General features: G+C 66.2%; 18 protein-coding genes. 11 read left to right on the top strand and 7 right to left on the bottom strand.

Annotation, left to right across the window (positions count from 1 at the left end; translation table 11 throughout):
- Positions 1-325 precede the first annotated feature (325 nt).
- The 8 genes from C489_RS02210 (at position 326) to C489_RS02175 (ending at position 3,588) form a co-directional block, all read left to right on the top strand.
- Positions 326-1,075 carry a DUF2103 domain-containing protein gene (locus tag C489_RS02210; RefSeq protein ID WP_006429484.1) on the top strand — a complete coding sequence of 250 codons (750 nt, stop codon included), beginning with the start codon at positions 326-328 and terminating at the stop codon, positions 1,073-1,075.
- Between the two features lie 158 nt (positions 1,076-1,233).
- The gene (locus tag C489_RS02205) at positions 1,234-1,440 is read left to right on the top strand and encodes a hypothetical protein (protein WP_006429483.1); all 207 of its coding nucleotides are present in this window, start codon (positions 1,234-1,236) and stop codon (positions 1,438-1,440) included.
- Positions 1,441-1,525: 85 nt separating this feature from the next.
- Complete coding sequence (locus C489_RS02200) at positions 1,526-1,789, top strand: eL43 family ribosomal protein (RefSeq protein WP_006429482.1); 264 nt, start codon at positions 1,526-1,528, stop codon at positions 1,787-1,789.
- A gap of 18 nt (positions 1,790-1,807) precedes the next feature.
- Positions 1,808-1,942: a DNA-directed RNA polymerase subunit P gene (locus tag C489_RS02195; RefSeq protein ID WP_006181151.1), complete on the top strand. Its 135-nt coding sequence runs from the start codon at positions 1,808-1,810 to the stop codon at positions 1,940-1,942.
- A gap of 6 nt (positions 1,943-1,948) precedes the next feature.
- Positions 1,949-2,215, top strand: coding sequence for a KEOPS complex subunit Pcc1 (locus C489_RS02190; RefSeq protein WP_006429481.1), 267 nt, complete (start codon positions 1,949-1,951; stop codon positions 2,213-2,215).
- 84 nt (positions 2,216-2,299) lie between these two features.
- Positions 2,300-2,848 carry a DUF2243 domain-containing protein gene (locus tag C489_RS02185; protein ID WP_006429480.1) on the top strand — a complete coding sequence of 183 codons (549 nt, stop codon included), beginning with the start codon at positions 2,300-2,302 and terminating at the stop codon, positions 2,846-2,848.
- 83 nt (positions 2,849-2,931) lie between these two features.
- A complete protein-coding gene (locus tag C489_RS02180; RefSeq protein ID WP_049890512.1) occupies positions 2,932-3,330 on the top strand; it encodes a prefoldin subunit beta in 399 nt (132 codons plus the stop codon).
- Entirely contained in the window at positions 3,331-3,588 is a 258-nt protein-coding gene (locus C489_RS02175; RefSeq protein WP_006429478.1) for a hypothetical protein, read from the top strand.
- 68 nt (positions 3,589-3,656) lie between these two features.
- On the opposite strand, the gene C489_RS02170 is transcribed toward C489_RS02175, so the two are convergent.
- The 5 genes from C489_RS02170 to C489_RS02150 all read right to left on the bottom strand — a co-directional run bounded on the left by C489_RS02170 (position 3,657) and on the right by C489_RS02150 (position 8,237).
- The gene (locus tag C489_RS02170) at positions 3,657-4,097 is read right to left on the bottom strand and encodes a hypothetical protein (RefSeq protein WP_006429477.1); all 441 of its coding nucleotides are present in this window, start codon (positions 4,095-4,097) and stop codon (positions 3,657-3,659) included.
- Positions 4,098-4,129: 32 nt separating this feature from the next.
- Positions 4,130-6,442, bottom strand: coding sequence for an LUD domain-containing protein (locus C489_RS02165; RefSeq protein WP_006429476.1), 2,313 nt, complete (start codon positions 6,440-6,442; stop codon positions 4,130-4,132).
- Between the two features lies 1 nt (position 6,443).
- The gene (locus C489_RS02160; protein WP_049890511.1) at positions 6,444-6,950 is read right to left on the bottom strand and encodes an LUD domain-containing protein; all 507 of its coding nucleotides are present in this window, start codon (positions 6,948-6,950) and stop codon (positions 6,444-6,446) included.
- A gap of 125 nt (positions 6,951-7,075) precedes the next feature.
- Positions 7,076-7,573, bottom strand: coding sequence for a YciE/YciF ferroxidase family protein (locus tag C489_RS02155; RefSeq protein WP_006429474.1), 498 nt, complete (start codon positions 7,571-7,573; stop codon positions 7,076-7,078).
- 109 nt (positions 7,574-7,682) lie between these two features.
- Complete coding sequence (locus tag C489_RS02150; protein WP_006429473.1) at positions 7,683-8,237, bottom strand: GMP synthase subunit A; 555 nt, start codon at positions 8,235-8,237, stop codon at positions 7,683-7,685.
- Positions 8,238-8,388: 151 nt separating this feature from the next.
- Here C489_RS02150 and C489_RS02145 point away from each other — a divergent pair, with 151 nt between their 5' ends.
- Both C489_RS02145 and C489_RS22025 read left to right on the top strand, forming a co-directional pair.
- Entirely contained in the window at positions 8,389-8,610 is a 222-nt protein-coding gene (locus C489_RS02145; protein ID WP_006429472.1) for a hypothetical protein, read from the top strand.
- 104 nt (positions 8,611-8,714) lie between these two features.
- Positions 8,715-8,852 carry a hypothetical protein gene (locus tag C489_RS22025; RefSeq protein ID WP_006429471.1) on the top strand — a complete coding sequence of 46 codons (138 nt, stop codon included), beginning with the start codon at positions 8,715-8,717 and terminating at the stop codon, positions 8,850-8,852.
- A 60-nt stretch (positions 8,853-8,912) separates the two neighbouring features.
- Here C489_RS22025 and C489_RS02140 read toward each other — a convergent pair whose 3' ends face one another.
- Together C489_RS02140 and fen are read right to left on the bottom strand one after the other, a co-directional pair.
- A complete protein-coding gene (locus tag C489_RS02140; RefSeq protein ID WP_006429470.1) occupies positions 8,913-9,932 on the bottom strand; it encodes a zinc-dependent alcohol dehydrogenase family protein in 1,020 nt (339 codons plus the stop codon).
- 113 nt (positions 9,933-10,045) lie between these two features.
- On the bottom strand, positions 10,046-11,023 hold the full coding sequence (gene fen, locus C489_RS02135; protein ID WP_006429469.1) for a flap endonuclease-1: 978 nt from the start codon (positions 11,021-11,023) through the stop codon (positions 10,046-10,048).
- A gap of 133 nt (positions 11,024-11,156) precedes the next feature.
- On the opposite strand from fen, the gene C489_RS02130 reads away from it, so the two are divergent.
- Positions 11,157-12,161, top strand: a complete 1,005-nt coding sequence (locus C489_RS02130) for a sulfurtransferase (protein ID WP_006429468.1) — start codon at positions 11,157-11,159, stop codon at positions 12,159-12,161.
- The last annotated feature ends 109 nt before the right edge of the window (positions 12,162-12,270 follow it).

Here is a 12,270-nt window from a genome sequence, read left to right as displayed (position 1 = left end):
AGGTCGTCGACACGGATGCCGTTCGAACTATCCTCGGCGACATTCTGTAATCGCAGTCACTCTCGATCCCGATTCTCTCGAGAACCCGACTAATTTAGATGGTCGGCTCACAAGGGGTAGATGACCAATCGATGTCGGACGGCAACCACTCCGCGGGAGACGACAATCGAGAGCGGGACCGGGAGCAGGTCCCCTCGAGTCCGACGGCGACCTCGAGATGTTCCTCAAGGAGGCGGCCGAGGAGACCCTCGACGACGTGCTCGAGGGGGTGACTCGTCTCCGTCGAAAACAGGCCTGTTTTACCTGTGTCGCCCCATGCCTCGATATGGAGTGTCGTCACTGCACGTCGCCGCTCGAGAAACCCGGGGACTTCTGTCTGGTCTGCCGGGAGGCAAACACTGAGGCGATCGTCCTCGAGGCGGCACGCGACAGGGCGACCATCACGATGCTCGCCGGCGAGCCCGACGACCCGGGCGAGCGAGACGCCGACGAACAGGTGCTCGGCGAGACGACGATCACGACGACGCCGGAAGACGGTGAGAACGAGCCGATCGAGCTCCGAAACTTCGCGGGGCTGATCGGCGACGAGATCCGGCGGAAACGCCCGGAAGAGGTCTACGCCGGCGGCGTGCGAGCGGTGATTCGCGCCGTTCGCGAGGACGTTCACCACCCGTTCTACCGCGTCGACGACGACGAGCCCGTGGCCGCGGTCCTCGAGCGCCGCGGGAACCGCGCGCTCGACGTGGTCGAGACGCCACCCTCCGAGAAGATCAGCGGCAGTCACTCGACGCTGATCGGCGGCCGAACGGGGATGCGGGCCATTCACGCCGTCGCGGACCACCCCCACGTCAAGAAGGTGATCCCGGGCCCCATCGACGCCGGCGGCAAGGGTTCCCAGTCCGGCATGCGCGCGAAGGTCACCCGCGCCGACGATGGCGGCAACGTTCGCATGCTCTTGCGGGACGGCTCGAGCGTACAGGAAAACCGCGTCGTGACGACCGCTCGCGACCGGGAGATGGGCGAGCGAATTCGAGACGACCTCAACGACGTGCTCGCAGAGGCGGAGTTCCAGTAGCCGCTCGTCTCCGCCAGCGACACAGACCGCTAGCCGTCGATATCGAGTTCGCGATCGGGAGACTCTCGAGGCAAATATTGTGTCGAGCCGATGGCAGTGACAGTTGCTGCTGGTTGTCCGAGCCTTATCGGGACGGCCGTAATTAGATATAATTAGCCATGCTCGAGCGACCGGACGCCGTCCTGACCCTGATTCCGCTGTTGGCGACGAGCGGTCTCGCGGTCCGGACGCTGCTCGCGGCCCCGAGTATCAGCCCGGGACTGCTTACCGCGCCGCTTGCGATCGCCGGCTACCTCGCCGCGCTAGGGCTCGTCTTTCTCGAACTGTTGGCGTGGCCGGTCGCCGAGCGGGTCGGCGGGTCGTGATCGGATCGGCGAGGGGAACGGCGGCCCGCGGGAGCCGTCACGACTCAACAGGTTTAAGAATCCGCTGGCGATAGTGAGCACTACTATGGCCAAGAAAGGACAGGTCGGTAGCGCTGGCCGCTTCGGTGCCCGCTACGGCCGCGTCGCACGACGTCGCGTCAGCGAGATCGAAGACGACATGGAAAACGCTGAAGTTGACGGCGACGACGTCACCCGCGTCGGAACCGGCATCTGGAAGAACGAGGAGACCGGCGAGGTCTTCACCGGCGGCGCGTACCGCCCGGAGACCCCCGCCGGCCGCACCGTCCAGCGCTCCATCCGCGCTGCCCTCGCAGAGGACGACGAATAACGCGTCTTCAGGTCCCGCATGAGTTACAAATGCTCTCGCTGTAAACGCGACGTCCAGCTCGACGAGTACGGCGGTGTCCGCTGTCCCTACTGCGGCCACCGCGTGCTCCTGAAAGAACGCAGCCGCGACGTCAAGGAAGTCGACGTCCAGTAACCGCGCGTGTCTTCTCACGACGCGACCCTCGAGTTCGACTACGAGACCGCGTCGCGCGCCGACCTCGTCGCCGAGAGCGTCGCCCGCGAAATCGGCGAAATCGACGACGAGCGCTCGCAGACGACTATCGACCGGGAGGGAACTCGCATTTCAATTGAGATCGACGCCGACGACATCATCGCACTCCGAGCGGCGCTGAACACGTGGTTTTCGCTGATCGATGTCGCGGAACGGACCGCCGACGTGGGCGCGGCCGTTCTCGAGTCCAAGTAGCTGAGTCCATCTCGAACAATCACGTCGACCCGACCCTGTACGGGCAGGCAGCGCGGTCTTCACCCTCGTTTCCGAACCGATAGTATGGCCGAACGGGAGGGACCGTGGCTCGGACTGCGCCGGGACGCCAAACCGCTGGTGATCGCCGGACTCGCGCTCGGGATCGGTCTGGGCGGCTTCTTCGACGGGATCGTCTTCCACCAGATCCTCCAGATCCATCACATGCTCTCGTCGTATCCCGACTCGAGTATCGCGACCGATCTGGAGCTCAACGTGATGGCCGACGGGCTCTTTCACCTCGCGACGTACGTGTTTACGATCACCGGCGTCGTGTTGCTCTCTCGAGCGTGGCGGTTCCATTCGGTCCCGAACTCCGGGCGGACGCTGTTCGGCGCGGTGATCATGGGCTGGGGCGTGTTCAACCTCGTCGAGGGGATCGTCGATCACCACCTGCTCGGCCTGCACCACGTCTGGCCCGCCGGCCCCGGTCCGATCATCCTTTGGGACGGAGCCTTCCTGCTCTGGGGCGCGCTCTTCCTCGTCGGGGGTTACCTCGTGATCCGGACCGACAGCGCCGCGACGCCGAGAACCGGCGACGACGCGGTCGCAACGGACGGATGCGGATCGAACTAAGGGCGACCCGACCGGCGGCCGGCTCCGCCGCCGACCGGAAGACAAAGCTGGTCTTTATCAGTCCGGAGGGCGACGGTCGAGATATGCAAGGAAACCTGCCGCCCGAGGCACAGGAGAAAATCGAGCAGCTTCAGGACCTACAGGAGACGGCACAGGAAGTCGCCGTCCAGAAACAGGAAGCCGAATCGAGTCTCACCGAGGCCCAGAACGCCCTCGACGAACTCGAGAACATCGACGAGGGAACGACGATGTACCGAAACGTCGGCGAACTCCTCGTCGAGACCGACTACGACCAGGCCGAAGACGACCTCGAGGACAAGGTCGACTCGCTCGAGATCCGTCTCGAGACCCTCGAGAAGCAAGAAGAGCGCGTTCAGGACCAGTTCGAGAGCCTGCAGGAGGAACTCGAGGACATGCTCGGCGGTGGCGGCATGGGCGGCGGTCCGGCCGGCCCCGGCGGCCCGGGCGCTGGCGGCGCGTAAATGCCGACTGACGAGCCGTCGGACGAGACCGTCGTGCAGACGGCGGCCGACGCCGCGGAAGGCGTCATCTTTTCACAGTACAAACAGTCCGCCGTGCGCGATTACGACGTGACCGTCGTCTTCGAGGATGGCGTCCTCGAGGTCGACGTCTACCTCAACGCGCCCGAGGACGACGAGGCCGATCCCGACCCCGAACAGGTCGCCGACGACGCCGCGCTCGCGGCGCGACACGCGGTCGACGAACTGTTCGAGGCATAACACGCGGTCCCGTTTCGAGTCGCTGTACTCCTATACTGTGAGCGGCCCGCTCGAGCTACGAGACCGATCTACCGGAAACGGCCGCTCCCGATGACTGCGAGCCCGAGGGCACCGGCGAATATCATCACGCTGAGCAGGATCTCTGGGAGGGGCCCAATTTGTTCGCCGACGACACCCACGACGACGAGCAGTCCGGCGACTGCGGCGGGGACCGGCCGCGCGACCAATTGCTGCCCGAAGGCGCGGAGCGACCAGTACCCCATCTCGAGTCTCGACGCGACGGCGGCCCCGAACGGCCGGTTTCCGTCCGGGTTTGCGGCCGGCTCGAACCCCTCGAGTTCGGCCTCTGAGACCCGCTCGAGGTCGCCGGTGTTGACTCGTCTGCCATCACCGTCCCCGACACGGAGTAGTGTCACGGTCTCTCCGCTCGTTCCGACGACGCGGTAGATTTCGTCGGCGTAGTCGCTATCAGTCGGGCGGAGATGGTCGTAGATGGATGACGAAGTCATTCTACTAACTGTGCGGGCCTGAGTTTCGCACCCTACCGCCGAGAATGACCGGGTGCGAGCAACTCGATCGGATGCGGAACCTCGCGCTCGAGCAGCGCCTCGAGCTGGTCGCCACACGACGTTCCGGACGCCACGACGGTTTCCGCGTCCTCGACCTGCGTCGCCAGCCGCTCGCCGACATCCATGCTGAGGTCGTAGTACTCCTGCTTGTAGCCGAACGAGCCGGCCATGCCACAACACTCGGCGTCGGAGGTCTCGGGCGCGTAGCCACAGCGCTCGAGGACGGCCACGGTGGGTGCTTCGAGGTCGAGCGTGCGCTGCTGGCAGTGTGAGTGGTAGGCGACCGGCTCCGCGCCGGCTCCGGTCGACAGCGCCGACGGCTCGGCCCCGTTCTCGAGCAGGCCGTAGATGTACTCGCAGATCTCGTAGCTGCTCTCGCGGAGCCGATCGAACGACCGCTCGGGGAGCAGGCGTTCGTACTCGCGGTGCATCGCTGCCAGATCGGACGGCTCGATGACGACCACGTCCCGGCCGGCATCGAGGACCTCGGCCAGCGCGCCGAAGAGTCGGCTGGCCTGCCGGTCGGCCGTCGCGATCATTCCTTGAGAGAGCGCCGCGCGTCCGCTCTCGGGCAGATCCGGAACCCGAACCGGGACGCCCAGCGCCTCGAGTGTCCTGACCGCGGCTTTCCCGCGCTCTGTGTCGACGTAGTTCGTGTAGACGTCCGGGTAGAGAACGACCTCGCGGTCGATCTCGCCCCCGCCGGCTCGAGCGGCCCGCGCTGCTCGTTGACTCGAGGCGGCCTCACCGCCTCGCTCCTCGAACCAGTCGACGAGCGATTCGCGCCGGAACGTCGGCAGGTCTCGCCGGCGGTCGATTCCGAGGGTGTGCTCGAGGGCCGCACGGACCGGGCCGGCGTCGGCGAGCCAGTTCGAGACGGGCGCAGTCGTGCTGGCAGCCTTTGCGACGGTTCCGATGTTACCGAAGAAGCGCTTGCCGGGGTCGAGCCCGCTTCCTTCCTCGTCGGGCGTGAGGCCGTCGACGAGGAAGTCATAGGACTCCGTGTCGCCGCTGCGGTTGATCCGGTCCCGGACGACGGTGTTGATCCACGGGATGTCGATCTTCACCGGACAGGCGTCGACGCAGTTCGTACAGCCGGTACAGAGGTCGTTGAACTCGGCCGCCGAGTCCTGTCCGTGGACGCCGGCCTCCCAGCCGGTCGCGATGCCGCCCGAGTAGGTCTCACCGCCGAAGCCGTGGCCGCCGACCGACTGGAAGTTCGCACATGAGTTCGAACAGGCACCGCAACGGATGCAGTACAGCGTCTCCCGGAGTTGGTCGTCCTCGCGCATGTCCGTGCGGCCGTTGTCCAGCAAGACGAGGTGGAAGTCGCGGTCCGGGTCTCCCGTGCCGTCCGCCGCATCCGGGCCGTCGCCGCCAGTGATCGGCTCGTCCGGCGACTCGAAATCGAGCGTCGGCGAGTCGGTCGGCGGGGACAGCATCGTCACGTACTGCGAGATCGGCTGGCCCGTCGCGCTCTTGGCGATCAGGTCGACGAAGGGCTCGAGGTCCGACAGCGTCGGGATCAGTTTCTCCACGCCCGCGATCGCGACGTGGGTGTCGGGCGTGACCGCGCACTTGCGGGCGTTGCCCTCGTTCGTGATGAGCGTGATCGTCCCGCTCTCGGCGACGACGAAGTTCGCGCCCGTGATCCCCACGTCGGCCTCGGTGATGATCTCGCCGAGGTGATCGCGGGCGAACCGGGTCAACTCTTCTGCCGTCTCGAACGGCTCGTCGGGGTCGAACCGCTCGTTGAACAGGTCGGCGATCTGCCCGCGATCGAGGTGCATCGCCGGGCCGACGATGTGCGAGGGCGTATCGTCGGCGACCTGCAGCACCCACTCTCCGAGGTCGGTCTCGGTGACGTCGATGCCCGCTTCCTCGAGTCCGTCATTGAGATCGATCTCCTCGGTCGTCATCGATTTGGATTTGACGACCGACGGCTCCGCGGCTGCCGCGTCGATATCGGCACCGCTCGCGGCCTCGCTCTCGACCACGTCTGCCACGTACGCGTTCGCGTCCGCGGCGTCGTCCGCCACGTAGACGGTGCCGCCGTTGGCTTCGACGGCCGCCCGGACCGTCTCGATCAACTCCGGCAGTCGCTCGATGGCGTCTTCCTTGATCGTCCGCGCGTCGGCTCGCAACGCCTCGAGGTCGTCGGTCCCGCCGTAGGTCTCCTTCCGGCGGTCGTTCGAGGCGCTCGCCTGCGCGTGGATCGCCGGCCCCTCGGTCTCGAGCAGGTGCCGGATCCGCTCGGCCCGCTCGGAGCGCGTTCGTTGGGCCATCTTATCGATCCTCCAGGACGATCACGTGGACCTCGCCGGGGCCGTGGACGCCGTGGACGAGGTCGCCCATGTCCGCCGTCGCGCTCCGCCCGGTCGCAAAGACGACGCTGTCCCGTCCTGCCTCGAACCCGTCCGCAAGCCGGTCGAAGCCGGCGCTGAGGTTCGGAACGACGTCGCTCTCCGCGACGACCGCGACGTGGCGGTCCGGGTAGACGGCGATCGGTTCCGCGCCGTCGGCCGTCGACTCCACGGCGACGCTGCCGTACTCCGCGATGGCGAACCCGACCGGAGTGACGCCCGTCCGTGCCGCCTCGAGTTCGGCGGTCGTCGGCTCGGTCGTCACCGCCTTGGGAAGCGAGACATCCTCGTAGGGAAGCGCCGCGCCGACGGCGGGCGCGTCGGCGACCGCGTCGATCCGCTCGCTCGCCTCGGCGGCTGCGACACGCTCGACCCCCACCTCGAGTCCCTCGAGCGCGCGTTCGAACCGGCCGATGGTGTCGACTGTCATCGTCACCCACATCCGGGCGGACGGGCAAGAGACTGACGGTCAATCGGGGACGTGGCGAGTCGCGCTGCTCGAGCGTTCGTTCGATCTCCGAGCCGCGGAAAAAGAAACCGGCTGTCGGACTGTCCTCACTCCGAGACCGTCAACTCGCCGTAATCGAACTGCTCGCCCATTTCGGAGAGGCTGTCGAGTTCGTCCTGCTCCTCCCGCAGCGTCTCCTCTAAGGTGTCCGCGACATCGTCCATGCCGAGCTGGTCCGCCATCGGGATGAGGTTCCCGTAGACGGCGATCTCGTAGTGCTCGGACTTCTGGCCGGCGGCGATGTTGAACCGGTCGATCGCCTCGTTGCTCGGGTCCTTGCCCATGAACTCCTCGTGGGCCTCGATCATCCCGTCGACGACCGGGTCGGTCTCGGCCTCCGCGTCGGCGTCGAGTTGCTCGAACACGTCTTCGATGCGCTCGACGTGATTCTGTGTCTCCTCGCGGTGCTCGGCGAAACCCGACTTGAGTTCCTCGCTCGAGGCGGTCTGCTCGAGTTCGTCGAGGGCCTCGACGAGTTGCTGTTCGGTGTAATACGCGTGTTTCAGGCCGTCTACGAAGAGGTCTTCGGTTGAGTCGATAGTCATATGCGCTCGTCCGAGTGGACAGCGCTGATTTCAATAAGCGGGCGGCTTGCAGGTGAGACGGTCACCGGCCGCCGCCAGCGGTCGAACCGGCGGCGCGGCGGGACCGGAACTACTGCGATTCGCAGATCGCCACGAAGTTCTCGAAGATCTCGTCGCCCTCCTCGGTGTGAGCGACCTCGGGGTGCCACTGGACGCCGTAGAGGTCGCGGTCGGTGTCGCTCATCGCTTCGACATCACAGACATCGCTTCTCGCGGTCAGTTCGAAGCCGTCGGGCAGTTCTTTGACCTCGTCGGCGTGGCTCGCCCAGACCCGGGTTTCGGGGTGTAGCGAACCGGTCAGCGGGTCGTCGTCGTCGACGATGTCGACGCTGACGTCCGCGTAGCCGCCGTACTCGCCGCCGCCGACGCGGCCGCCGAGTTCCGCTGCGATCAGTTGCATCCCCAGACAGATGCCGAGAACCGGGATATCGGCCTCGAGGTATGCGGCCGACGCGCCGATCCGATCCATGTCGGGGCCACCCGAGAGGACGACGCCGTCGGCGTCGATGTCTTCGGGCGGCGTGTCGTTGTCGATCAGTTCCGTGTCGACGCCGAGGTCGCGCAGCGCCCGGCGCTCCAAGTGGGTGAACTGTCCGTGGTTGTCCACCACGACGATCTTCGTCATTGCGTGCTCGTAGCGACTCACTCGGTAAAAACGGTCCGAAAACCGCGCTCGGCTCGAGCGCGAGGGGAACGAACGCTCTCGCCGCCCCGTCATAAGCGATGAACGACTCGAGGCGCGTGCTTTTCAGTGGTCACGACAATCCCGATGTAGAATGAATCGCCCGAATATCGATGCCGGCGATATGCGGTGGGGATGGACCTGTCCGCTGTGTGAGACGGACGTTTCGGTCTCGCGGGATCCCGGTTCCGAGACGTTCCGATGGGAGTGCGACGACGAGTCCTGCGAGGCGGTCGGCTTCGGATTCAGTTCGCGACGCGCGGCCAGACTCGCCCTCAAGGAGTACCGCGAGCGGTATCAGAACATCTACCGGTAGTCGACGGACGACCGGGTCGCTCGAGGACCCGATCGAATCCACCGATGCAACCCGTGAGCCCCCGTTCCGGTACGTTTATGCGTTCGTCGCCGGATGGACGTGACATGGCTGTCGATCTGAGCGAATTCGACCATCCGGCGTGGCTCACTGTGGTGGGAACGGGTATCGGCTACGGACTGATCCTCGCCGTGCTGACGGTGGCGATGTTCGTCGTGCCGTGGCTCGTCTTCTCGGCCCTGTAGCGACGAAATCACCAGCGGTCTCGCCTCGTTTTCCCGCTTTGTCACGACCGAACGGCCGACTCACTCGAGCGAGATGACGACTTTTCCCTGATGGTCGCCGGCCTCGACGTAGCGGTAGGCCTCGCGGGCGTCCTCGAAGTCGAAGACGCGGTCGATGACGGGTTCCATCTCGGTCGCGGCCATCGCGCGGTTCATCCGGTCGAACATCGCGCGGCTGCCGACGCCCATCACGCCCTCGACGGTGAGCGCCTTCTGGAGCATCAATCCCGGATGTACCTGCCCGTCCTGCCCGGCGAGCACGCCGATGAGGTGGACGTGGCCGTTGACCGCCGCGGCCTCGAGGGACTGCTCGAGCGTTCCCGGACCGCCGACTTCGATGACGTGATCGACGCCGCCGTCGGTCCGCTGTTGAACCTCCGCGCCCCACTCCGGGATCTCCTCGTAGTTGAGCGTCTGTGCCGCGCCGAGGTCGCGAGCGCGCTCGAGTTTGTCGTCGCTCGAGGAGGTGACGACGACCTCGGCCCCCTGCATCGTCGCGAACTGGAGCGCGAACGTCGAGACGCCGCCGGTTCCGAGCGCGAGGACGCTCTCGCCGGCAGTGAGGTCGCCGTCCTCGACAAGCGCACGCCACGCGGTCAGGCCGGCACACGACAGCGTCGCGCCCTGTTGGTAGGAGAAGTGCTCGGGAAGTACCGCGAGGCTCTCCGCGGAAAACGTCGCGTATTCGGCCAGCGCGCCGTCGACGTTCCCGCCCGTCGTCCGCGCCATCTTCGCTCGCGTCCCCTCCCCCTCGATCCAGTCGGGCGCGAACGGCGTCGCGACCCGGTCGCCCTCCGAGAGCCGATCGACGTCCTCGCCGACCGCGACGACCTCGCCGGCACCGTCCGAGAGCGGGACGACCGGTAGCGATGCACCCGGATAGGCGAGTTGATCGTTCGCGATCGCCAGATCCCGGTAGTTGAGCGAGGCCGCGTGAATCCGGACGAGCGCCTCGTCGTCGTCGGGCGTCGGCCGGTTGCGATCGGTTCGGACGACTCCCTCGTAGTCACTCGTGGCTTCCTGCACTTCGTAGCATTTCATCACCGGAGCAACGGGCCCGCCGGACTTCGGTCTGCCGCCCGGCGACCATTTTGCTGGCTCCCGGCGCTACCGGCAATCAGCTGTCCGGACTCGCCGCCCGCGAGCGCCTGCGGTCACGTCCATCGGTCCAGGCCCGTTTGCGTGACGCTCTCCTCGATGCGCTCGAAGCCGCGCGCGACCTCGTCGGCGTCGACGCCCCACTCGTCGGTGACGTAGGCCCTCGCCGCCTCGAGGTCCGGATCGACGCTCGCGTCGAACTCGTAGTCGTCGGTCACGTCGGGATCGCGGAACAGTTGCCGAACCCGGTCGCCGTACTCGACGTGGTCGCCCCGCGCCTCGAGCACGCTCCAGAGGTCGCCGTGTTCGGTGATCGCCGAAATCGCCGTCTTCGGCCCGATCCCGGAGACGCCCTCGTTGAAGTCCGTCCCGATGAGGATCGCCGCGTCGATCAACTGCTCGAGGGTCAGGTCGTGGTGGGCCAGCGTGGCCTCGAGATCCATCAGTTCGGGATCGCCCTTGCTCGTCAGTTGGCGCAGCGTGAGCGGCGAGCCGAAGAGGAGGGCGTCGTAATCCTCCGATCCCACGTAGTCGGCATCGCCCCGTTTGACCATGTGGGCGGCTTGGGCCTCGCCCTCCGCCGGCGCTTCGACGATCGGCACGTCAAGCAGTCGCAGCAGTTCGCGGCTGGTCTCCTGAATCGTCGGCGTCAGCCGCTGCGTGCGGGACTCGAGTTGCGCGATGGCGACCGAATCGCCCTCCTCGCGGGCGGTCTCGAGTTGTTCCTCGTAGCTCCGGCGCTGTTCGCGGCGGGACTCGATCTCGTCGTCTTTCAGTTCGGAGGGGCCGCCGTCGAAGACCATCACCGGGGTGATGTCGTGTTCGAAGAACTTGGGCAGCCCCTGGACGATCCCGACGAGGTTGGCGACCTCAGTCCCGTCCCCGGTCGTGTATTTCCCGCTGTCGGTCCACTTGACCGTCGTCGTCAGATAGCGGTAGAGCCAGTTGTGTGCGTCGACGGCGACGGTCCCCTCGATGTCGTCGAAGGGAATCTCCTCGATGACGGCGATGTCCCGAAGTGCGGCGTTTCCCATTGCGGGTCACTTGGGCGGACCGGGATTTGAATCGTTGGCTTCCGGAGTGGACGGCTCGGATCCATCGTCAGTCCGCTCGGGATGTCGTCCCTGCACTGCGTTTTTGCGCTCGGACCACCATGAGTGATTGAACGTGGATTCGAATCGCCCACACGGCCGACGGACTGTCCTCCGGACGATCGGCACAGCCGTCGGCGGGCTCTCGCTTGCAGGCTGTCTCGGAGTAAACCAGGACCGCGAGCCGGAGCTGTACACGACGCCGGCGGCCGACGAGTTCGAGGCGGTCGTCGACAGTATGTGGCTCGATGAATACTTAGAGGACGTCGAACTCCTCGATATCAGGGCCGAAGACGAGTTCGCGGCGGGCCACATCGCCGGGGCACACCGGCTTCCGGATACCGAACTGCTGCGCGATCACTACGAGGAGACCGCCGACGGCTACGAGGCGTCACCGGAGGTGATCGCGGACATCGTCGCCGACATCGGCATCGAGCCCGACGACGACGTGGTCGTCTACGGCGAGGGATCGAACCTGTGGGAAACCTACGCGATCTACACGCTTCGTGCGATCGGTCACGACGGAACTGTGTCCCTGCTCGACGGGGGGTATCCCGTCTGGGACGACGCCGGCGGCGACACCGAAACCGGGACGCCCGACCCCGCCACTGCGAGCTACGTCCCCGAACTCGAGACGGACGTGATCGCGACCCGCGAACGCGTCGCCGACAATGTCCGCGAGGACGGCGCGGATGTCCAACTCGTCGATAATCGGTCGCCCGCGGAGTACGTCGGGACCCAAAAGAGCGACGCGGTCAGTCGCCACGGCCACATCACCGGTGCGATAAACATCGAGTTCACGCAGAACCTCGTCGACGGCGGCGATCGGTTACGCTCGCCGGACGACCTCGAGCAGCTCTGGCTCGAGGAAGCCGGGCTCGATCCGGCCGAAGAGACGATATCGTACTGTTCGACCGCCGTCCGCGGCTCCGTCGGCTGGTTCGTCATGGAACAGCTCGGATGGGAGACCGTCCGGAACTATGAGGGAAGTTGGAACGACTGGGGCACGCTGTCCGAAGACGACGGCTACTACTACACGACCGGGGAGGGGACGGGAACGGTGATCGATCCCTTCGCGTGAAGATGGGGTCCTCTCGGCACTCCTCGGCGAGCCCGTAATTGAGCGGGCACGTCCGTTCGTCGCAGTCGAGTCGTCCATGGGATCAGGTCGCTGCACTCCACGTGATAAC

It is taken from the genome of Natrinema versiforme JCM 10478 (assembly GCF_000337195.1).
Classification (GTDB): Archaea; Halobacteriota; Halobacteria; order Halobacteriales; family Natrialbaceae; genus Natrinema; species Natrinema versiforme.
The sequence above is the reverse complement of the archived record's forward strand: the minus strand, read 5'-3'. Positions and strand labels throughout refer to the sequence as shown.